The 21,023-nt window shown below is 67.6% G+C and carries 18 protein-coding genes and 1 pseudogene; 14 read left to right on the top strand and 5 right to left on the bottom strand.

The annotated features are described in order from the left end of the window. Positions 1-162: 162 nt before the first annotated feature. The 3 genes from ACGLHR_RS27030 to ACGLHR_RS27020 all read left to right on the top strand — a co-directional run bounded on the left by ACGLHR_RS27030 (position 163) and on the right by ACGLHR_RS27020 (position 5,686). Positions 163-3,354 carry an efflux RND transporter permease subunit gene (locus tag ACGLHR_RS27030; protein WP_400097228.1) on the top strand — a complete coding sequence of 1,064 codons (3,192 nt, stop codon included), beginning with the start codon at positions 163-165 and terminating at the stop codon, positions 3,352-3,354. A gap of 11 nt (positions 3,355-3,365) precedes the next feature. Then, complete coding sequence (locus ACGLHR_RS27025; RefSeq protein ID WP_400097226.1) at positions 3,366-4,913, top strand: efflux transporter outer membrane subunit; 1,548 nt, start codon at positions 3,366-3,368, stop codon at positions 4,911-4,913. Positions 4,914-5,158: 245 nt separating this feature from the next. Next, positions 5,159-5,686 (top strand): SRPBCC family protein, encoded by a 528-nt coding sequence (locus tag ACGLHR_RS27020; protein WP_400097250.1) that lies wholly within the window; start codon positions 5,159-5,161, stop codon positions 5,684-5,686. Here ACGLHR_RS27020 and ACGLHR_RS27015 read toward each other — a convergent pair whose 3' ends face one another. Next, positions 5,687-7,123 (bottom strand): MFS transporter, encoded by a 1,437-nt coding sequence (locus tag ACGLHR_RS27015; protein WP_400097224.1) that lies wholly within the window; start codon positions 7,121-7,123, stop codon positions 5,687-5,689. 100 nt (positions 7,124-7,223) lie between these two features. Between ACGLHR_RS27015 and ACGLHR_RS27010 the strand changes: the two genes are divergently transcribed. From ACGLHR_RS27010 to ACGLHR_RS27000, 3 genes are all read left to right on the top strand, one after another. After that, on the top strand, positions 7,224-8,090 hold the full coding sequence (locus tag ACGLHR_RS27010) for a helix-turn-helix transcriptional regulator (protein WP_400097222.1): 867 nt from the start codon (positions 7,224-7,226) through the stop codon (positions 8,088-8,090). Positions 8,091-8,112: 22 nt separating this feature from the next. After that, the gene (locus tag ACGLHR_RS27005) at positions 8,113-8,382 is read left to right on the top strand and encodes an oxidoreductase-like domain-containing protein (RefSeq protein ID WP_400097221.1); all 270 of its coding nucleotides are present in this window, start codon (positions 8,113-8,115) and stop codon (positions 8,380-8,382) included. Between the two features lie 82 nt (positions 8,383-8,464). After that, entirely contained in the window at positions 8,465-9,304 is an 840-nt protein-coding gene (locus ACGLHR_RS27000; protein ID WP_400097248.1) for an NAD-dependent protein deacetylase, read from the top strand. 6 nt (positions 9,305-9,310) lie between these two features. Here the strand turns inward: ACGLHR_RS27000 and ACGLHR_RS26995 are convergent, their stop codons facing one another. Continuing rightward, entirely contained in the window at positions 9,311-10,810 is a 1,500-nt protein-coding gene (locus ACGLHR_RS26995; protein WP_400097219.1) for a hypothetical protein, read from the bottom strand. 453 nt (positions 10,811-11,263) lie between these two features. On the opposite strand from ACGLHR_RS26995, the gene ACGLHR_RS26990 reads away from it, so the two are divergent. From ACGLHR_RS26990 to ACGLHR_RS26980, 3 genes are all read left to right on the top strand, one after another. Next, on the top strand, positions 11,264-12,175 hold the full coding sequence (locus ACGLHR_RS26990; protein ID WP_400097246.1) for a LysR family transcriptional regulator: 912 nt from the start codon (positions 11,264-11,266) through the stop codon (positions 12,173-12,175). Between the two features lie 152 nt (positions 12,176-12,327). Continuing rightward, positions 12,328-13,026: a hypothetical protein gene (locus tag ACGLHR_RS26985; RefSeq protein ID WP_400097217.1), complete on the top strand. Its 699-nt coding sequence runs from the start codon at positions 12,328-12,330 to the stop codon at positions 13,024-13,026. Beyond that, positions 13,026-14,366: an MFS transporter gene (locus tag ACGLHR_RS26980; protein ID WP_400097215.1), complete on the top strand. Its 1,341-nt coding sequence runs from the start codon at positions 13,026-13,028 to the stop codon at positions 14,364-14,366. Before ACGLHR_RS26985 ends, ACGLHR_RS26980 begins: the two co-directional genes overlap by 1 nt. 4 nt (positions 14,367-14,370) lie before the next feature. Here ACGLHR_RS26980 and ACGLHR_RS26975 read toward each other — a convergent pair whose 3' ends face one another. Continuing rightward, on the bottom strand, positions 14,371-15,081 hold the full coding sequence (locus ACGLHR_RS26975) for a GntR family transcriptional regulator (protein ID WP_400097244.1): 711 nt from the start codon (positions 15,079-15,081) through the stop codon (positions 14,371-14,373). A 574-nt stretch (positions 15,082-15,655) separates the two neighbouring features. Between ACGLHR_RS26975 and ACGLHR_RS26970 the strand changes: the two are divergent. From ACGLHR_RS26970 to ACGLHR_RS26955, 4 genes and pseudogenes are all read left to right on the top strand, one after another. Continuing rightward, positions 15,656-16,309: pseudogene (locus ACGLHR_RS26970) on the top strand (ShlB/FhaC/HecB family hemolysin secretion/activation protein); the annotation flags it as partial. Between the two features lie 54 nt (positions 16,310-16,363). Continuing rightward, positions 16,364-17,122 (top strand): filamentous hemagglutinin N-terminal domain-containing protein, encoded by a 759-nt coding sequence (locus ACGLHR_RS26965; RefSeq protein ID WP_400097213.1) that lies wholly within the window; start codon positions 16,364-16,366, stop codon positions 17,120-17,122. A 145-nt stretch (positions 17,123-17,267) separates the two neighbouring features. Continuing rightward, positions 17,268-17,996: a GntR family transcriptional regulator gene (locus ACGLHR_RS26960; RefSeq protein WP_400097211.1), complete on the top strand. Its 729-nt coding sequence runs from the start codon at positions 17,268-17,270 to the stop codon at positions 17,994-17,996. Positions 17,997-18,126: 130 nt separating this feature from the next. Beyond that, positions 18,127-19,620 (top strand): fumarate hydratase, encoded by a 1,494-nt coding sequence (locus ACGLHR_RS26955; RefSeq protein ID WP_400097209.1) that lies wholly within the window; start codon positions 18,127-18,129, stop codon positions 19,618-19,620. A 21-nt stretch (positions 19,621-19,641) separates the two neighbouring features. Here the strand turns inward: ACGLHR_RS26955 and ACGLHR_RS26950 are convergent, their stop codons facing one another. Beyond that, on the bottom strand, positions 19,642-19,869 hold the full coding sequence (locus ACGLHR_RS26950) for a DUF3820 family protein (RefSeq protein ID WP_174428098.1): 228 nt from the start codon (positions 19,867-19,869) through the stop codon (positions 19,642-19,644). 127 nt (positions 19,870-19,996) lie between these two features. Here ACGLHR_RS26950 and ACGLHR_RS26945 point away from each other — a divergent pair, with 127 nt between their 5' ends. Then, positions 19,997-20,461, top strand: a complete 465-nt coding sequence (locus ACGLHR_RS26945) for a DUF2127 domain-containing protein (protein WP_318236741.1) — start codon at positions 19,997-19,999, stop codon at positions 20,459-20,461. On the opposite strand, the gene rrtA is transcribed toward ACGLHR_RS26945, so the two are convergent. Next, positions 20,436-21,023 carry a rhombosortase gene (gene rrtA / locus ACGLHR_RS26940; protein ID WP_400097207.1) on the bottom strand — a complete coding sequence of 196 codons (588 nt, stop codon included), beginning with the start codon at positions 21,021-21,023 and terminating at the stop codon, positions 20,436-20,438. The two genes, ACGLHR_RS26945 and rrtA, sit on opposite strands and share 26 nt — an antisense overlap.

The following is a 21,023-nucleotide window of genomic DNA, read 5'->3' as shown; positions in this document are numbered from 1 at the left end:
TCTCCCGCATGGCGGGAGAGGGGCCGGGGGTAGGGCGGGCGCATCCACAATGCCCCGGCGCTAAAACACCTCTCCCCCCAGCCGAGCCATTTTTTAGCTTCCCCGCTCCACATGGCGCCTGCCATCCAGGCCGCCAGGGGGAGCCCTTTCGCCGAGACTGAGATGAATCTCTCGAAATTCTTTATCGACCGGCCTATCTTTGCCGGCGTGCTATCGGTGCTGATCTTCCTGATCGGCGCCATCTCGATGTTCAAGCTACCCATCTCGGAGTATCCCGAGGTGGTGCCGCCGTCGGTGGTGGTGCGCGCGCAGTATCCCGGCGCCAACCCCAAGGTGATTGCCGCTACCGTGGCGTCTCCGCTGGAGGAGCAGATCAACGGTGTGGAGGACATGCTCTACATGTCGTCGCAAGCCAATAGCGACGGCCTGCTGACGCTGACCGTGACCTTCAAGCTTGGCACCGATCCGGACAAGGCCCAGCAGCTCGTGCAGAACCGCGTGGCGCAGGCGGAGCCGCGCCTGCCGGAAGACGTGCGCCGCCTGGGCATCACCACCGTCAAGAGCTCGCCGGACCTGACCATGGTGGTCCACCTGGTCTCGCCGAACGACCGCTATGACATGACCTACCTGCGCAACTATGCGGTGATCAACGTCAAGGATCGCCTGGCGCGGATCCAGGGCGTGGGCCAGGTGCAGCTGTTCGGCTCGGGTGACTATTCCATGCGCGTGTGGCTGAACCCCGAGAAGATGGCCGAGCGCAAGCTGGTGGCCGCCGACGTGGTCAAGGCCATCCGCGAGCAGAACGTGCAGGTGGCCGCCGGCGTGATCGGCGCCTCGCCCGCGCTGCCGGGCGCTGACCTGCAGCTCTCCGTGAACGCGCAGGGCCGCCTGGAAACCGTGGAAGCCTTCGGCGACATCATCGTGGCCACCTCGCCCGATGGCGGCGTGACCTACCTCAAGGACGTGTCCCGCATCGAGCTGGGCGCGTCGGAGTATGCGCTGCGCTCGCTGCTGGACAACAAGTCCGCGGTGGCGATTCCGATCTTCCAGGCCCCGGGCTCCAACGCCATCCAGATCTCGGACGACGTGCGCAAGACCATGGAGGAGCTCAAGCAGAACTTCCCCGATGGCGTGGACTACAGCATCGTCTATGACCCGACGCAGTTCGTGCGCCATAGCATCGAGGCCGTGACCCACACGCTGTTCGAAGCCATCTTGCTGGTGGTGCTGGTGGTGATCCTGTTCCTGCAGACGTGGCGCGCCTCGGTGATTCCGCTGCTGGCGGTGCCGGTGTCGATCGTGGGTACCTTCGGGCTGATGCATGCCTTTGGCTTTTCCATCAATGCGTTGTCACTCTTCGGGCTGGTGCTGGCCATCGGGATCGTGGTGGACGATGCGATCGTGGTGGTGGAGAACGTCGAGCGCAATATCGCCGAGGGACTGTCTCCAAAGGAGGCGACCTACAAGGCCATGCGTGAAGTCAGCGGCCCCATCATCGCCATCGCGCTGACGCTGATCGCCGTGTTTGTGCCGCTCGCGTTCATGACGGGCCTGACCGGTCAGTTCTACAAGCAGTTCGCGCTGACCATCGCCATCTCGACCATCATCTCGGCCTTCAATTCGCTGACGCTGTCGCCGGCCTTGTCCGCGCTGCTGCTGCGCGGCCACGATGCGCCGAAGGACTGGCTCTCGCGCGGCATGGATCGCGTGCTGGGTGGCTTCTTTGGGCGCTTCAACCGTTTCTTTGGCGCCAGCGCCGAGCGTTACGGCAAGGGTGTCAAGGGCGTGATCTCGCGCAAGACAGCGGTGTTCGGCGTCTACGCCGTGATGCTGGCGCTGACCTGGGGCGTGTTCCAGCTGGTGCCCAAGGGCTTCGTGCCGGCGCAGGACAAGCAGTACCTGGTGAGCTTTGCCAAGCTGCCTGACGGCGCCACGCTGGACCGCACCGAAGACGTGATCCGCCAGATGTCCGACATCGCGCTCAAGCAGCCGGGCGTGGAATCGGCGATTGCCTTCCCGGGCCTGTCGATCAACGGCTTCACCAACAGCCCGAGCGCCGGCATCGTCTTTGTCTCGCTCAAGCCGTTTGAAGAACGCAAGACCAAGGAGCTGTCGGGCAACGCCATCGCGGCGCAGCTCAACGGCAAGTACGCGGCGATCCAGGACGCCTTCATCGCCGTGTTCCCGCCGCCGCCGGTCCAGGGCCTGGGCACCATCGGCGGCTTCAAGATGATGATCGAGGACCGCGCCGCGCTGGGTTACGACGCATTGTTCGACGCCACCAACGCCTTCACCACCAAGGCGCGCGCCACGCCCGAGCTGGCTGGTATCTTTACCAACTACCAGGTCAACGTGCCGCAGCTGGACGTGAAGCTGGACCGTGTGAAGGCCAAGCAGCTGGGCGTGCCGGTGACGGACGTGTTCGACACGCTGCAGACCTACCTCGGCTCGGCCTATGTCAATGACTTCAACAAGTTTGGCCGGACCTACCAGGTCAAGGTCCAGGCGGATGCGCAGTTCCGCGCCCACGCCGAGGACATCCTGCAACTGAAGACGCGCAACAGCGCCGGCGACATGGTGCCGCTGTCGTCGCTGCTCACCGTCAACCAGGGCTTTGGCCCGGACAGCGTGATCCGCTACAACGGCTTCACCGCGGCCGACATGAATGGCGGCCCGGCGCCGGGCTTCTCCTCGGGCCAGGCGCAAGCCGCGGCCGAGCGCATTGCGGCCGAGACGCTGCCCAAGGGCATCAAGTTCGAATGGACCGACCTGACCTACCAGGACATCCTGGCCGGCAACGCAGGGGTGTGGATCTTCCCGCTGTGCGTGCTGCTGGTGTTCCTGGTGCTGGCCGCGCAGTACGAAAGCCTGACCTTGCCGCTGGCCGTGATCCTGATCGTGCCCCTGAGCTTGCTGGCCGCCATGACCGGCGTGTGGCTGACCAAGGGGGACAACAACATCTTCACGCAGATCGGTTTCATCGTGCTGGTGGGGCTGTCGGCGAAGAACGCGATCCTGATCGTGGAGTTTGCGCGGGAGCTGGAGCATGAAGGCCGCTCCATCGTGGCCGCCGCGATCGAGGCCAGCCGCCTGCGCCTGCGCCCGATCCTGATGACGTCGTTCGCGTTCATCATGGGTGTGGTGCCGCTGGTGGTGTCCACCGGCGCCGGTGCCGAGATGCGCCATGCGATGGGCGTGGCGGTGTTCGCCGGCATGCTGGGCGTGACCTTCTTCGGGCTGTTCCTGACGCCGGTGTTCTACGTGGCGCTGCGCATGCTGGCAACCCGTGGCGAGCGCCGCAAGGTGTCGGACGCGCCGTCGGCGATCCACAAGGCCATCGCTTCCGCTGAGTAAGGGTGACCGACATGAACGCAACATTGACATCCAAGATGACATCGCTATTGCCTGCGGCGCTGCCGCGCCTGGCCACGCTGGCCGTGGCCCTGATCCTGGCGGGCTGCTCGCTGGCGCCGACCTACAAGGTGCCGGAAAGCGCCACCGCCGCCACGCCGGCTTACAAGGAAGCGATGGCCGCGCAAGCCGAAGGCACGCAATGGAAGGTGGCCACGCCGGCCGAAGGCGCGCAGCGCGGCGAATGGTGGAAGATCTTCGGCGACGCCGACCTCGACCGCCTGATCGCGACCGCCACCGAGTCCAACCAGGACCTGGCGATCGCCGCGGCCCGCCTCAAGCAGGCCCGCGCCTTCACCGGGGTGGCCGAGGCCGACCAGTACCCACAGCTCAGCGTGGGCCTGGACCCGACCCGCACGCAATCGTCGGCCGCCTCGCAGGGGCTGCCCGACGGCACCAAGGTGGCGCCGCAGACGGTGCTCAAGGCACGCGCCTTTGCTAGCTACGAGCTGGACCTGTTCGGCCGCGTGGCGGACAACGTCAAGGCGGCGCGCGCCGAAGGCGACGCGGCGGAAGACTTGTATCGCTCGGTGCTGCTGGCGCTGCAGGCGGACGTGGCGCAAGCCTACTTCGCGCTGCGCACGCTGGACAGCGAGCGCGACCTGCTCAACGCCACCATTACCTTGCGTGAGGACGCGCTCAAGCTGCTCAAGCGCCGGTTCGACGAAGGCGAAACCACGGACCTCGATCCGGCCCGCGGCGAAGCCGAACTCGGCACGGCCCGCGCGGACCTGGCCGACATCGAACGCCGCCGCGCCAACCAGGAGCACGCGCTGGCGGTGCTGACGGGCGCGCCGCCGGCCGCCTTCACGCTGGCCGCGCGCCCGCTGGACGCCGCGCTGATCGCCGTGCCCGCAGGGCTGCCCTCCGACTTGCTGGAGCGCCGTCCCGACATCGCCCAGGCCGAGCGCCAGATGGCGGCTGCCAATGCGCGCATCGGCGTGGCGAAGGCCGCGTTCTATCCGCGCATCACGCTGACCGGCTTGTTCGGCTTTGAGTCGAACGACCTGTCGAACCTGTTCAAGTGGTCCTCCCGCGCGTGGATGCTGGGGCCGCTGATCGGCAGCACGATCGCCGCGCCGATCATCGACGGGGGCCGCAACAAGGCCAACCTGGCGGCGGCGCGCGCGCAGCACGAGGAAGCGGTGGCGAGCTACCGCCAGAGCGTGCTGACGGCCATGCGCGAAGTGGAAGACAGCCTGGCCGACGTGCGCTGGCTGAGCCAGCAGGCTGGGGCATTGGACGGCGCACTGGGCGGCGCCCGCCGCGCGGCCAAGATCTCGCGCAGCCGTTACGAGGCGGGCGCGGTGGATTACCTGACGGTGATCGACGCGGATCGCACGGTGCTGCAGTCGCAGCGCGAGGCCAACCAGGTGGCCGGGCTGCGTGCCTCCGCCACGGTGGCGCTGGTGCGCCGGCTGGGCGGTGGCTGGGGGCCGTTGCCGGATGCCGCACCCAGCGTGGCGCAGGCGGGCACTGGCCCGCTGGCCGCTAACCACTGAACCTGAGGCTTTCAAGACGCGGTAGCCGCCCTCGCGCGGTTGCCGCGTCTTGTCGTTTACCGCGCCGTCGCGGCGAACAAAGCTGACTAAACTAAAAGCATCGCGGCCACCCCAGCCGGAAAGGGCCGCCGGCCTCACCGCAGGCCACCGGCGCATTGATCGTCCAGGCCCCCATCATGAGCAGGCGGCGAATCCACAGAAGGCGGACCGACAAACGGCGGACCCTGTTCGTCGCGCTCCTGGTTTTGGCGGGCGCGGCGGCCGTGCTGTTGCTCCCGTTGCCGCGGTCGTGGCGCGCAGTCACGCATATCGTCAACGAGGTGACGATCGCGCAACCCGATGCCGTGGTGTTCGACTACGTTTCCACGCCCGCCAACTGGCCCAACTGGCATCCATCCTCGCTCGCTGTAACCGGCGCAGCGGCCGGTCATTCGCTTCTGCCCGGCGAGCAGGTGACCGAGACCTTCTCGGTAGCCGGGCGGCGCGGCCAGGTGGTGTGGACCGCGGTGGAGCGCACCCCGTCATCGGCCTGGATGATCCAGGGCAGCATCGATGGGCGCGCGGCGGGCGCGGTCCGCTACACGCTCGCCCAGACGCCGCAGGGCACGCACTTCCGGCGCGAATTCACCTACGCCGCGCCGAACCTGTTGTTTGCGCTGACCAATTGGTTGGTGCTGCGCAAGCGGATTGAGGCCGAGTCGACCGAGGCCGTGACGCGGCTGCGGGCGGTGCTGGAGGCCCGCAAGCCCTCGCCGCCGGGCACGGGCGGCTGATCAGTGCGCCGCCTGGACCGCGCCGGCCGGGCTCGCCACCGGCCGGGCCAGAGCGAGCAATAGCAGCGCGCAGAGCAACGCCGCCGCCAGGTTGTAGCCCATCGCGCCGGCAAACGCGTGGGCATAGCGTTGCGCGCTGGCGATGCCGCCTTCGGCTTGCAGCGCCCGCTGGAAGAACATGCCCGCGATGGCGATGCCGAACGCGCCCCCCACTTGCTGCATGGTCGACACCAGCCCGGACGCCATGCCGGCCTGCGCCTCACGTGCAAGGCCGAGCACGAGATTGAGCAGCGGCGTCATCAGCATGCCCTGGGCCAGGCCGAACAGGATCAGCGCGGGCACCAGGTGCCACGGTACCAGCGTGGCGCCTGCCGTCACCACCTGCAGCGTCAGCGCGGCGTGTGCCGCGGCGTAAAGCAAGGCCGCGACGGCGAGGACGGCGTTCCCGAAGCGCGCCACCAGCCGGGGCGCCCACATCGACGCGGCAACGAATCCCACGCTGGCCGGCGCAAACACGCTGCCGGCCAGCAGCGGGCCGACACCGAGCCCGGCCTGCAGCAGCAGGGCAAAGCACAGGAAGAACGCGCTGGCCGTGGAGTACACCAGCAGTACCACCAGCGTGCCCAGCGCAAACCGGCGCTGGGCAAACAGCGCCAGGTCCACCAGCGGCGCGGGCCGGTGCCGTTCCACGCGCACAAAGCCGGCCAGCACGGCAGCGGCCAGCGCCAGCGAGGCGAAGGCCCAGCCCGGCCAGCCGCGCGCCGGGCCTTCCAGCAACGGTACCAGCAACAGCGTCAGTCCGGCGCTGGCCAGCAGCACGCCGGGCCAGTCCAGCCCGCTTGCGGGCAAGCCGGGCGCCGCCACGGCCCGCGATTCGGGGATGCGCCGCGCGGCCAGCATGGCGGCTGCGCCTACCGGCACGTTGATCAGGAAGATCAGGCGCCACCCGAGCCCGAACAGGTCGCTCTGCACCAGCAGGCCGCCGAGCACCTGGCCGGCGATGGCGGCCAGGCCGAGCGTCATGCCGAGCAGGCCGAAGGCGCGGCGGCGCGCGGCATCGTCAAAGCTGACGCGGATCACGGCGTAGATCTGGGGGAACAGCAGCGCGGCGGCGGCGCCCTGCAGCACGCGCGCCGCGATCAGCAGCGCGGGGGTGGGGGCCACGCCGCACAGCGCCGAGGTCAGCGTAAAGCCGGCCATGCCGAGCACGAACAGCCGCCGCCGGCCATGGAGGTCGCCCAGGCGGCTGCCGATGATCAGCAGCACGCCGTAGGCCAGTTCGTAGGCCGCCACCACGGCGCCGACCTCGCTGAAGCTGGCGCCCAGGTCGGCCTGGATGGCGGGAATCGCCACATTGACCACGAACAGATCGAAGACGGTGACAAAGCCGCCTAGCAACAGCACAAAAAGCACGGGCAAGCCGGTTGGAGAGGGCATGGTGGGTCCTGTTGAACGCTCAGGCCCGCATTCTCAGCCGCCCATTAAAGTATTACAATTTAAGTACTTATGCTATTACAACAGGCAACAGGCTAACTCCATGCCGCCACGCACCCTCGACCGCAGCCGCGCCGCGCTGGCGGACTTCCTGCGCCAGCGGCGCGAGCGCATCTCGCCCGCGGAGGCGGGCCTGCCCAGCGCGGGCCGGCGCCGTACCCCGGGCCTGCGGCGCGAGGAGGTGGCGGCGCTGGCCGGCGTGGGGCTGACCTGGTACACCTGGCTGGAGCAGGGGCGCGAGATCGGCGTCTCGGCGGGGTTCCTGGAGAACCTGGCGCGCGTGCTGCGGCTGGACGCCGCCGAGCGGCGCCACCTGTTCCTGCTGGCGCACCAGCGCCCGCCCGCCGAAAGCGGGCGCACCTGGTGCACGGTGCCACCGCTGGTGCGCAGGTTGATGGACGACCTGCCGCTGCGGCCTGCCTACGTGCTCAACCTGCGCTGGGATGTGCTGGCGTGGAACGCGGCGGCCGAGCGCGTGTTCGGCTTTGGCGCTTGTGCGCAGGGCCATCGCAATATGCTGCGCATGATTTTCCTGGACCCGGCCATGCGCGAGCGCTTTGCCGGCTGGGAGGCGCAGGCGCCACAGATGCTGGCGAGCTTTCGCCGCGACCTGGCGCGCGCGCCGGACGATCCGACCTTGCTGGAACTGGTGGACGAGCTGGAGCGCGCGGCACCGGATTTCAGGCAATGGTGGCGCCAGCACGATGTGCAGGGAGTCTGCACCGGCATCCGCGCCATGTGGCTGGACGCCGTGGGCACGGTGCGCTGCGAGCACGCCACGCTCACGGTCGACGAGGAGCGCCACCTGCGGCTTGTGGTCTATGCGGCGGTGGCGGGCGAGCCGGGCAGCGAGGCGTTCGAGGCATGGCTGGCCCGCGGCAGCGATGCGCGTGCGCCGGCCGTATACTGAAGTTGCATTTCAATCGGAGTCGATGGTGTCAGTAGAAAACCCGGCGTCCACCACAGGACGCGCCCCAGGATCGGCGGCTACGCCGGAGCCGGCAGCGCAGGCATTGCCACCCAGGCCTGTAGCGCCGCCCACGCCGGATATCAACGATTGCTGCGGCAATGGCTGCGAGCCCTGCATCTTCGACCTGCATGCCGAGGCGATGGAGCGGTATCGCGCCGAGCTCAAGGCATGGCTGGCGCTCGCCGGCCAGACGGCCGATCTCGGCGCAGGCGCGGGCGGTCCCAGCTTCTGATCCGGCTGGCACGCACCACACGCACCACGCGCACCTCACGCACAAGACAAGGAGCCCCCCCTTGACCGTCACCGACCGGATCATGCTGGCCGATCTACACGCGTTCGTGCGGGACCATCCGCGCTTGCTGGTGTTGACCGGGGCCGGTATCAGCACCGATTCCGGCATTCCCGGCTATCGTGACGCGCAGGGCAACTGGCAGCGCACGCCGCCCGTGCAGGCACAGGATTTCTTTCGTTCGCATGCGGTGCGCCAGCGCTATTGGGCGCGCAGCATGCTGGGCTGGCCGGTGCTTGCCAATGCGCAGCCTAACGCCGCGCACTTCGCGCTGGCGCAGCTGCAAGCGGGGGGCTATGTGCGCCAGCTTGTCACCCAGAACGTGGACGGGCTGCACCAGCGCGCCGGCAGCACCGGCGTCATAGAGCTGCATGGCCATGTCGGCAGCGTGATCTGCCTGCAATGCGGCACGCGCCGCCCGCGCGCCTCGCTGCAAGCCCAGCTCGAAGCGGACAACCCGGAGCTTGCCGAACTGCGCGCGCTGCCCGCCTCCGATGGCGATGCGCACCTGGAGCTGGCCAGCTTCGAGGCCGTGCACATCCCCGCGTGCGGGCACTGCGGCGGGGTGCTGAAACCCGATGTGGTGTTCTTCGGCGAGTCGGTGCCGCGCGAGCGCGTGGATGCGTCCCTGCGGGCGCTGGACGAGTCCGATGCCTTGCTGGTGATCGGCTCATCGCTGACGGTGTTCTCAGGCTACCGTTTCTGCCTGGCGGCGCAGAAGCTGGGCAAGCCGGTGGCGGCCATCAACCTCGGCAGGACCCGTGCCGATGCGCTGCTGGCGCTGAAGGTGGATGTCTCTTGCGCAGCGGCGCTGACCGATCTGGCCGGGCGGCTGGACTTGCCCGCAAGCGCCGTCGCCAATTAAACGCGCTCAGGGGCCGACCCGAGCCAGCGGGTTGCCGGGGCCGGGCGCCGGGAGCGTATGCTGCGCATCGCCGCCATGCAGGGTGAAGCCGCCTGTAGCGTCCGGGCCGCCGACGATTTGCAGCCCTTCGCGCAGTAGCGAGGTCCGGATCTCCGCCTCGGTGGCTTCCGGGCGAAACCGCGCATGCAGATCGCTGCTGCTGCTGCTGCTGCCGCCTTGGGGTGGCGCGCTGCGGCTCGGCGCCGCCATTGCGGCATTGTCGCGGTCGTAGCGTCCTGCCAGCAGGCCAAATTGCAGTAGCGCCAGCATGCCGGCAACGATGGCAAAGGGCTTGACCCAGCGACCGCCGTTGCTTGTTCCGGCAGGGGAAGGTGGCTGCGGGATGGGCCTTTCCTTTTGCTTTACCTTGTCCGTGCTGCTGCTATTGCTGCTGCTCTTGCTACCGCTGCCCGGCTTGCTTGCCACCACACGCTGCGTGCTGTTCTGCTCCCCGCTGCGCAGCACGGATGGCGCCGGCTCCAGGCCAAAGCTGGCAATGCCGCGTGCCAGCAGATCGCGGTAGGCATGGCGTGGATCGGACGGCCCGGCCAGTGGCGAGCCGGTCAGCGCATAGCCGCCCGGCACGTCGGTGCGGGCGACGGCGCCGGGGCGTGCCAGGTTGCCGGCGCCGCGATCTTGCTTGCCAAGCCAGCGCACGGCGCCCAGGCGTTCGCCCGCAAGCACGCCGAGGCAGGTGCCGAGCTGGTCGGCGCGCGCCTGTACCCGGATAGCACAGCACACCATGCCGATGCGCGGATCGAGCGGGCCGTCGCGGTCCTCCAGCACCATGTCGGTAGAGCCGGCATAGGCGGAGTCGGGCGTGACAAGCCAGCCCTGCCAGCACTGGCCGGCGGGGCTCCACCGGTCTAGCAGCACGGCGCCAAAGCCGGGCGCGTGGCGCAGTGCGTGGTATTGCCCGGGCGCCAGTGCGAGTGCGCGCTGGGGGCTGGCCTGGCTGGCGCGCGCGAAGGCCGCCGCGAGCGCGTCAGGGATTGGCCGCGTTGTCCAGTCGACGCCGCCGGCGGCGCTCGCGCCGTTTGCCTGGAGCGCGGGCAACGGGCCTTCGTCCGCGATCTTGGCGGTGTTGCCGGCGTCGAGCCGTGCCGCGACGATGTTCAGGGGAGGCAGGAGGGTGCTGGTGCCGATTGCAGCGGGCGCCATGACGCCCTCGCGGCTGTGGCGCTGCAGGTCGAGGAGGAAGCGGCGGAAGGTCAGGCGCAGCTCGTCCCCATGCTCGGGGGCGGCGGGGGCACCGTGGCCGCCGCGGCCCTCGCCGGGCATCACGCGTTCTACAAAGAACTGATGATGCAGATCGTGCAAGGCGTCGCCCAGCGACGCGGCCTCGCGCGGGCGGTAATTTGCCAGCACAGCCATCACGCGTTGATAGCACTCTTCCCACTCGCCCTGCGAGAGGGTTTCCCGATTGCGCCACAACGCCTTGATCCTGGGAAAGTGTTCCGAAGACAAGACTCGACCTTTTATTGTTGTTTGTTCTGTACGTTTCCAGCGCTTGCTTGTTGCGCGGCCATTGCTGTTGCGGGCCACGCGGACGCAATATTGTATCCATTGTGTCGCTTGAGGGTGACGGATAAAGCCCGCGCTGGCGAGAGAATGCGGCCATTGCCTGGCACTGGCTTATGCGTGCTCCGCTTCAGCAAGCGCCACCCTCCGTCAGAGGGGGGGCTTCTTGTAGCCGAACGGGATGAAAGCAAGCTAGGGAATCCCACTACAGCACTGGCGCGGATATTGCATAAAATCTCGCTGTTAATACGGTGAAATTTCACAAGGCGCACAAAATGCATGAAGCGAGGCTGGCCAGCCCCGGCCAGGAACCGATTTGACGAGCCGGGTGCACTGCGGCGGGGCGCGGCGCTGGTGCCGTGATGACTGTGGGTGTGGTGCATGCGCAGGGCCGACGCCATGAACACGCGCTTTGTCGAAGCCTTCATGTGGGTGGCGAGGCTAGGCAGCTTTCGCGCGGCGGCCGAGAAGCTGCACATCACCCAGGCCGCCATGTCCAATCGCATTGCCTCGCTGGAGCAGGAGATCGGTGCGCGCGTGTTCGAGCGCGAGGCGCGGGACCTGCGGCTGACGCCGGTGGGCCTGCGCCTGCTTGGCTATGGCGAGCGCCTGCTGGAGTTGCAGCGGGAGATCATGGTGCTGGGGCGCTCCGGCCACGAGTTGCTGGGGCTGGTGCGCATCGGCGCCATCGAGAGCGTGGTGCATACCTGGCTGGTCGATTTCCTGCGGCACCTGCAATCGTCCTATCCGGGCATCGAAGTGCAAATCACCTCCGAGACCACCGAGGGCCTGCACAAGACCTTGCGCGCCGGTGGCATCGATATCGCCTTGCAGACGGACCCTGCCGTGGGCGAGGGCATCACCAGCACGCCGTGCCTGCCCATGACGATCGGGTGGGTGGGGCCCCCCGGCGCGGCGCCGCCTGACGAAGGGAAGCTGGCCACGCTGCTGCAGCACCCGACCATCACCATGAGTCCCGGATCGCAGCCGCACCTGGCGCTCAAGGAGCTGTACCGCAAGGCCGGGCTGCCCGTTGGCAAGGTGCACTGCGTGAGCTCCATCGCGGCCATCGTGCGGCTGGTGAAAGCGGGCTTTGGCAATGCGCTGATGCCGCTGGCGCCGGTGCGCGAAGAAGTGGAGCGCGGGGAGCTACGCGTGATCTGTTGCGATGTGCCGCTGCCGCATCAACGGCTGGTGGTGAGCCATCTCGACCATGCGGCGTCGGAGGCGATTCGCCTCGTGGCGGATCTGGCCTGCCGCGAATCGGATCGCTTTGTGCGCTCGCTGCCTGCACCGTTTGCGCCGCAGTGAGGCACGGCCGCGCGCCAAGCTGGTGCGCGAACGCAGCGGGATCGAACAGAAAAACTGATCGGAAACGCGAAGAAAAACCCGTTTGTCGCGCGCGGCGATCGCGCCGATCATCAACTCACCGCTTTGTATTGGCGTGGCAACCGGAGAGTTTGATGAGCGAGATGTTTGCGAGCGAGAGTTTGGCGATCGATGGCCCGACGGGAATGTCCCCGCAGGGCATGCTGTTTGTCGCGTCGAATGTGGACGCGGCCGATGAGGCCGATTTCAATCAATGGTACGACCGCGAGCACGTGGAGGAGCGCGCCCGTATCGAAGGCTTTATCTCCGCGGCGCGCTATGAAGCCGTGCAGGGCGGCCCGAAGTATCTCGGCCTGTATCGCACCGAGTCTCTCGGCGCGTTTACGTCCGCAGCCTACAAGGCAGCCTTTCGCCGGCAGACGCCGTGGTCAGTGGCCAACCTGGACCGCATGCGCCAGCCGATGCGCCGCGTGAGCGAAGTCACCGCCACGGTCGGGCAGGGCAGCGGCAGCTGGATTGCCGTGTTGCCCCTGGCGCAGCCGGAGGATGCGCTGGCGCTGGTGGACCTGGCGGGCGAGGTGGGCGGCCAACTGTCCGCGCTGCCCGGCTTTGTCCAGTCCTACCTGCTGATGCCGGACGCCGAGCTAAGCCAGCCGTTGCCCAAGGAGAGCCTGACGGACCGGCAGCTGCTGCCCATCCTGGTGATCGAGAGCAGCGCCGAAGCCGCGAGCGAGCAGGCACTGCAGGAAGCGGCAGCGCGCCTGGGGGCCTCGACGCAGCAGGCCGCACGCTACGCATTGAAATGGAAGCTCTTCTCCGGGGAGGTGGCGTGATGACCAGCGCAAACACGATTTCCGCCCCGCATAGCCCTGCAGGCACGCTCGATGCAGCCACCCACGCCGCCAAGCCCAGGATGGGCCGCCTGGCGGCGGCCAGCACCATCGGCACCACGCTGGAGTGGTACGACTTCACCGTCTACAACCTGATGGCCGCGCTGGTGTTCAACGCGGTCTTCTTCCCCTCGTTCGATCCGCTCACCGGCACCATCCTGGCGTTCTCCACTTATGCGGTGGGCTATGTGTCGCGCCCGCTCGGCGGCGTGCTGTTCGGGCATCTGGGCGACAAGCTCGGCAGGCGCTTCGTGCTGGTCGCCACGCTGATCCTGATGGGTGTGGCCACGGGGCTGATGGGCTTGCTGCCCACCTACATGTCGTGGGGCATCTGGAGCCCGATCCTGCTGGTGGCGCTGCGCTTCCTGCAAGGCGCGGCGATTGGCGGCGAATGGGCAGGCGCGGTATTGCTGTCGATGGAACATGGCGAGCAGCACCAGCGCGGGCGCAATGCGTCGTTCACGCAGGTCGGGCCATCGTGCGGCACGCTGCTGGGCACCGGCTTTATCGCCGTGGTATCGCTGTGGCTGAGCCCGGAAGATTTCCAGGCGTGGGGCTGGCGCATTCCGTTCCTGTCGAGCGTGTTGCTGGTGCTGTTCGGCCTGTGGCTGCGCAAGGGCGTTGAGGAAACCCCGCTGTTCAAGGAGATGGAGGCGCGCAAGAGCACGGCCAAGACGCCGATCAAGGAAGTGTTCGTGGATCACTGGCGGCGCCTGCTGGTGGCCGGCGGCGTGCGCATCGGCTCGGACGTGCTCTATGCGCTGGTGGTGGTGTTCACGCTGACCTACGTGACCAACGTGCTGCACCTGTCCCGCCCGCTGGCGCTGACCGCGACCATGATCGGCGCGGCATGCAACGCCATCGCGGTGCCCCTGTTCGGCAGCCTGTCGGACAAGCTCGGCCGCCGTCCCGTGTACATCGCAGGGGCCTTGCTGGCGGTGGTGTGGGCCTTTGTGTTCTTCCGCCTGATGGACAGCGCGCAGCCGCTGCAGATCTGCGCGGCGGTGGTGGTCGGGCTGATCATCCACGCCATGATGTACGGCCCGCAGGCGGCTTTCGTGACCGAGCAGTTCCCCACGCGGGTGCGCTACGCCGGGTCATCGCTGGCCTATACGCTGGCGGGCATCGTGGGAGGCGGATTTGCGCCGCTGATCATCGCCAGCCTGTACAAGTCCTACGGCTCGACGCTGGCGATCTCGCTGTATGTCAGCGCCGCCGTGGCGCTGACGCTGGTGGCCTTGCTGGTGGCACGGGAAACCGCCAAGAAGCCGCTCGAAAGCTGACCGGCTAGCCCTCGATCGCCGTTGCGAAGACCGTTTCGCGGCGGCCCTGCAGCAGCGCCTGGCGAAAGGAAAGCACATGGGCCGTGACCGCGCTGGCCGCTGCCGCGGCGTCGCCGTCGCGCAGCGCCTTCAGGATGGCACGGTGCTCGGCGCCGACCTCGGCCAGGTGCCCTTCGGACGACAGCGAAATGGCCCAGAAGCGCTGCGAGCGCGCGTGCAGCACCTTGAGGATTTCAATCAGGATCGGGTTGCCCGACAGCTGCGCGATTTCCTCGTGGAACAGGCGGTCCAGGTTCGTCACCTCTGGCAGGTTGCGCTGCGCCACGGCGTCTTCCACCTGGCTCAGCAGGCTCTCGAGCGTCTGCAGGCCGGCGGCGGTGATGCGCTCGGCAGCCAGCCTGGCGCACAGCGTTTCGTTGGCCAGTCGGACATCGATCAGGTGCAGCGCATCATCGATGGACAGCGGCGAGACCACCACGCCCTTGCGCGGCAGGATCTGGACCAGCCCTTCGTTGGCCAGCCGGTGCAGCGCCTGGTTGATGGGCGTGCGGCCAAGGTCGAGATCGTCGACCAGGGTGGAGATGTTGAGATGCTCGCCGGGGCGGTAGACCAGCGTGGTCAGCCGCTCCCGCAGGCCGGTGTAGGCCAGCTCATTCTGCGATGGTTCTTCGGCCCTGGCCCGGGCGCGCGATGTGCCGGCGCTACGGCGATCCACTGATGGCAAAACTCTCTCCCGACAACACGGCAATGCGTGCAAGGGCGATATCGTACTACCAAAACCCGGCGCGAACGCCCGGCCTTGCGCTCACTGCGCCTGGCGGAGTAGCCGTCCTAGCCCCCCACTGCCAGGCACCCCGGATGCGCAGGCGCGAGGCTAAAGATCACATCAGGTTGGGAAAAGTCTCCCCAACTTCAAGAAGTTTCCTACACACGCCGCAGTTCGCAGCGTGAACACTCTAGGTTTGGTTGCAAGTCACTCTCAGTTGCGTGAGCGGACAAGTGCAACTTCTCTGGCCTGCCATAGGCGGTACTGGATGTCGTCAGCAAGTGACCCGGGCCAGTACAGGGAAGAACAAACATGGAGCAACGGAAGTTCTGGTCAGCGTTAACGCGCTCATGCGGCTTGGCCTGCGGCCTGCTGGCGTTTCCACTTGCCTCGCAGGGGCAGACACCCGGAAGCGCGGCGCAGGAATTGCTGCGCCAGCAGGAGCGCGAACGCATCTTGCGCGAGCAGCAGGAATCCACGCCGGATGTGCGAATACCGATGCCGGCCATGCCGGCGCCCGATCGGTTGGCTGCGTCATTCCAATAACTACATCGACGACACCGAGATCGAAGTGCAGCGCCGCCGCACCGGCGGCTGGGAGTTGGGGCTGACGCATCGCGAATATCTCGGCGCCTCCACGCTGGATGCCGCTGTCGCCTACCGGCGTGGTACCGGCGCCTTCAGGTCGATGGCGGCGCCGGAAGAAGACTTCGGCGAAGGCACCTCGCGCATGAAGCTCATCACCGCCGACGCCCAGCTTGCCATGCCGTTCCAGCTCGCCAACCAATCCCTGCGCTACACCGCCAACTGGCGGGCGCAGTGGAATCGCACACCACTCGTGCCGCAGGACCGTTTCGCCCTTGGCGGACGTTATACCGTGCGCGGCTTCGACGGCGAACTCACGCTCATGGGCGAGCGGGGATGGCTATGGCGCAATGACCTGGGCCTGGCGCTGGGGGCCGGGCAGGAGGTTTACGTCGCCGCGGATGTCGGGCGCGTTGACGGCCCCTCCACCCGCTGGCAACCCGGCCACGCTCTGGCCGGTACAGCGATTGGCCTGCGCGGCGGCCTGTATGGCGGCTACTGGGACATGTTCCTCGGAACGCCGCTCCACAAGCCCCGAGGGTTCAAGACCGACGCCGTCACCGCCGGCTTGAACGTGGGCTGGTCTTACTGATCTCGTCAGGGCGCGCGCGTCCGCATTCGTATCTGCGTAAAAGGGAATGGCCGCATGAACAAGAACCTCTACCGCATCGTCTTCAACCGTGCCCTTGGCATGCTTCAGGTGGTTGCCGAGATCGCTCGACGCCATGGCGGCGGGGGTGTCCGAGGCACAGCGGCCAGCAGACGCTGTGTCGTCACGGTGCGCCCATTGCATTTCGCCGTGTGGGTCATCATGGGGCAAGTCGCCCTGGGCGGCACGGCGCTTGCGCAGGTGGTGGCCGATCCCGGTGCGCCGGGCAACCAGCGCCCGACCGTGCTGCAGGCACCAAACGGCGTACCACTGGTCAACATCCAGACGCCGAGCGCAGCAGGTGTTTCGCGCAATACCTACCAGCAATTCGACGTGGACCAGCAAGGGGCGATTCTCAACAATGCCCGCCAGAACACGCCAACGCAACTGGGCGGCTGGGTGCAGGGCAACCCATGGCTGGGCAAGGGAGCGGCCAAGGTCATTCTCAACGAAGTCAATTCCAGCAACCCCAGCCGACTCAACGGCTATGTCGAGATCGCCGGTAGCCGCGCGCAACTGGTCATCGCCAACCCGGCTGGGATTTCCTGCGACGGCTGCGGCTTCATCAACGCCAGCCCGGTGGTCAACTGCAAGTCGGGCTCGCGATCGAGCCGGTGGCCAAGCCGCGCCGGGGTTGATCCACCGTGCGGCCGGGCATCTCAGCCGCTCTTATTCGAGCTTGATGTCCGCCGTGGTGATCACGGTGGTATCGGTTGTTTTGAGATGATCGGTACTGTGAATATGTACATTTTATAAATATGTTTAAACATATTCTAGAAATGTGGCCGTCCACCGTCAAGCGGGTTCCGCATCTCGTTTACCCTTTGCGCTTGGCTTGCGGGCCGCCAGGCGCTAGCATCTGCTACGCCTCAGGCACATCGATCGATCATTCAGGGAACCCATGGAGCCACGCCACGCCGAGTTGACCAAGGCGCTTATTCACGACATCACGAGCGGGGTCTATCCGGTCGGGTCAAGCCTGCCGGGCGAACTGGAACTGGCCGAGAAGCATGGCGTCAGCCGCGGCACCGTGCGGGTGGCGCTGATGCGCATCCAGGAGCTTGGCCTGGTCTCGCGTAAAAAGCGCGCCGGCACCCGCGTGGAAGCCGCCGCGCCGCGCAGCAGCGAATACACCCCCAAGCTCTCCACCATCGAAGAACTGGTCCAATACGGCGCCGCCACGCAGCGCGTGATCCACGGCGCGCGCGAGATCGTGCTGGACATCGAGCTGGCCACCCGGCTGGGCTGCCCGCCGGGCTCGCGCTGGCTGCACATCGAAACCTCCCGCACCAATCCCGGGGCGCCAGCCCATCCGTTGTCGTGGTCCGATATCTACGTGATGGCCGCCGACGGCAACAAGATCCGCAAGCTGCTCAAGACGGATCCCGGCCTGATCAGCGACATGGTTGGCAAGACCACCGGGCGCCTGGTCAAGGAAGTGCGGCAGACTGTGCGAGCGGTGGGCGTGCCCGCCGCGCTCGCTGAAGTGCTGGGCACTGCGCCCGACGCCCATGCGCTGGAATTCGTGCGGCGGTATTTTGACCAGTCCGACCGCTTGTTCGAAGTGGTGGTGAGCTTGCATCCGGCGGATCGGTTCACGTATTCGACCGTGTTGCAGCGTCAGGGCTGAGCCTTCGCCAGCCTGAAGATGGGCTGAGGGCGGTTAGCCAACGGGTTTGCTTTCGGGTGGCGGGGTGTATCATTATGTATAAACATATTTAATTGGCCCAGCCGCTGCACCTTGCTGCGCCCACCTCGCCATGACCGTGATCTTCCAGGAAGACGTCGTCGACACCATTGCCGACGCGCTGCAGTACGTCAGCTACTACCATCCCGTCGATTTCGTGCAGGCGCTCAAGCGCGCCTTTGCCGCCGAGCCGGCGGGCGCGGCGCGCGACGCCATCGAGCAGTTGCTGGTCAACAGCCGCATGAGCGCCGAGGCGCATCGGCCGATCTGCCAGGACACCGGCGTGGCGCAGGTCTTCATGACCGTGGGCATGGACGTGCGCTTTGCCGCGCGCGATGGCGCTGCCTTGCTGTCCGTGCAGCAGATGGTGGATGCCGCCGTGCGCCGGGGCTACACGCACAGCGCCAATCCGCTGCGCGCCACCATGGTTGGCTCGGCCCTGGGCGAGCGGCGCAACACCGGCGACAACACGCCGGGCTTCCTGCAGCTGGAACTGGTGCCAGGCAACACCATCAAGATGACCGTAGTGGCCAAGGGCGGCGGCGGCGACGTCAAGGCGAAGTTCGCCACGCTCAACCCGAGCGATTCGCTGGTTGACTGGATCCTCGCCGCCATCCCGCAGATGGGCGCCGGCTGGTGCCCGCCCGGCGTGCTGGGCGTTGGGGTGGGCGGCACGCCGGAGCAGGCCATGCTGGCGGCCAAGCGCGCCTTGTTCAGCCCGATCGATATCCATGCGCTGCGCGACAGGGGGCCCGCGAACGACACCGAACGCCTGCGGCTGGAATTGTTCGAGCGCATCAACGCGCTTGGCATCGGCGCGCAGGGGCTGGGCGGCCTGGCCACCGTGCTGGACGTCAAGGTAGCCGCGCTGCCGTGCCACGCGGCGACGCTGCCGGTGGCGCTGATTCCCAATTGCGCGGCCACGCGCTTTGTCACGGTGGAACTGGATGGCTCAGGCCCCGCGCGGCTGGAGCCGCCGCCGGCCGATACCTGGGACGGCATTCCCGCCGCGTTGACCGCCAAGCCTGGCCGCGTGGTCGACCTGGATTGCCTCGACGCCGCCGAGGTGGCGCAATGGCAGGTTGGCGAGACGCTGCGGCTGCGCGGCCGCCTGCTGACGGCGCGCGATGCCGCGCACAAGCGGCTGGTTGCCATGCTGGATGCGGGCGAGCCGCTGCCGGTGCCGCTGCGCAATCGCGCGATCTACTACGTGGGGCCGGTCGATGCGGTGGGCGACGAGGCGGTAGGGCCGGCAGGGCCGACCACGGCCACGCGCATGGACAAGTTCGTGCCGCAGTTGCTGGATCAGACGGGCTTGCTGGTGATGATCGGCAAGGCCGAGCGCGGCCCCGAGGCCATCGAGGCCATCCGCCGCCACGGCGCGGCGTACCTGATCGCGGTGGGCGGCGCAGCCTACCTGATTTCCCGGGCGATCCGCAAGGCGCGCGTGCTGGCCTTTGCGGAGCTGGGGATGGAGGCCATCTATGAGTTCGAGGTGGAGGACATGCCTGCCACGGTGGCGGTGGATGCCAAAGGGCGGTCGATTCACCGGATTTTTGCTGGCTGAGGCCCTTGCCGCCATGACGCGCTAAGCCCCGGGCCGATAGCGCCCGCGCAGCGGATCCAGCAGGCTGGTCAGGCCGTTGTGGTCCAGCTCGTGCATCAGCGCCAGCAACTGGCCGATCTCGCCGGGCGGAAAGCCTTCGCGCGCGAACCAGTTCAGGTAGGTGCCCGGCAGGCTGGCGATGACGCGGCCCTTGTACTTGCCATAGGGCATGGTGCGGGTGAGCAGGAGTGGCAGGTGTTCGGGATTCATGTGACAACCTCGGGCGGGCCTCGGATGGCGCCGGCAGGGGGATGTTACCAGCGTGGCGCGCCCGGTTTGCCGGCCCCCGCCGCGCCGGGGTACGATCCTCACCTTATCGCTGACGAGGACAAGCAAGATGGCAAAGCAAGGCTCAGGCGCTGGCCTGAAAAGCATCGCCCTGTTCGAGGCCGCCAAGGGTTTGCTGGTGATCCTGGCCGGGTTGGGCCTGGTTGCGCTGCTGCACCGGGACGCGCAGGCGTTGGCCGAAGCCATAGTCGGCCGCCTGCACCTGAACCCGGGGAGCCGCTACCCGACCATCTTCCTGTCGCTGATGTCCCATCCGAGCGACGCGCGGCTGTGGGCCATCGGCGGATCGGCCACGATGTACGCGGCCATGCGCCTCACGGAGGCCTACGGCCTGTGGCGCCAGCGCGTGTGGGCGAAATGGCTCGGCGTATGGTCGGGCGCGGTCTACATTCCGGTGGAAGTGTACGAGGCAGTGGTGCATCCAAGCGCGATCCACATCGGGCTGGCCATCGCCAATGCACTGATCGTGGCCTACCTGGCCAACAGCATCAGGCGCAATCCGGCCGCCGCCTAGCCAGCGCTGCCGCCCCCCGGCCTGGCCAGGCCAGCAGTGTCCCGCCGGCCAGGCCGTAAAGGTGGGCGCTGGCCACGACGGGGCCGCCCAGCCACGCGCCCGCGTCCACGGCGGGCACCGCCAGGAGCTGCCAGCTCGCGCGGCCGGCCAGCGCCAGCAGCAGCATCGCCGCGAGGCCATCGTGCCGGGCCCGTGGCAGCAAGGCGATCATGGCAAGTCCGTAGTTGATGCCGGAGAATCCCACATAGCGTTGCAGTTCCGGCTCGCCGGCCAGCAGCAGCAATCCTGTCATGGCAGCCAATGGCGGCACCACCTGCCAGGCACGCATGCGCGCCGGCAGGATCGCCGCCAGCATCAGCAGCCCAGCCACGTTGAGCAGGCAATGCGCCCAGCCGAGATGCACGAAATGGCAGCTCAGCAGGCGCCATGCTTCACCCGCAAGCATGGCCTCGCGGTCAAAGCGCATGGCCTGCATCAGTGCAGGCCCCGCAGCCTGGAGCGCGGCCTGCGCCAGCGCAAGCAGCAGCCACCCGCCAGCGCTGCGCCGCCTGTCAGGGTGCAT

The sequence above is a fragment of the Cupriavidus sp. CuC1 genome (assembly GCF_044627735.1).
GTDB lineage: Bacteria > Pseudomonadota > Gammaproteobacteria > Burkholderiales > Burkholderiaceae > Cupriavidus > Cupriavidus ulmosensis.
The sequence above is the reverse complement of the archived record's forward strand: the minus strand, read 5'-3'. Positions and strand labels throughout refer to the sequence as shown.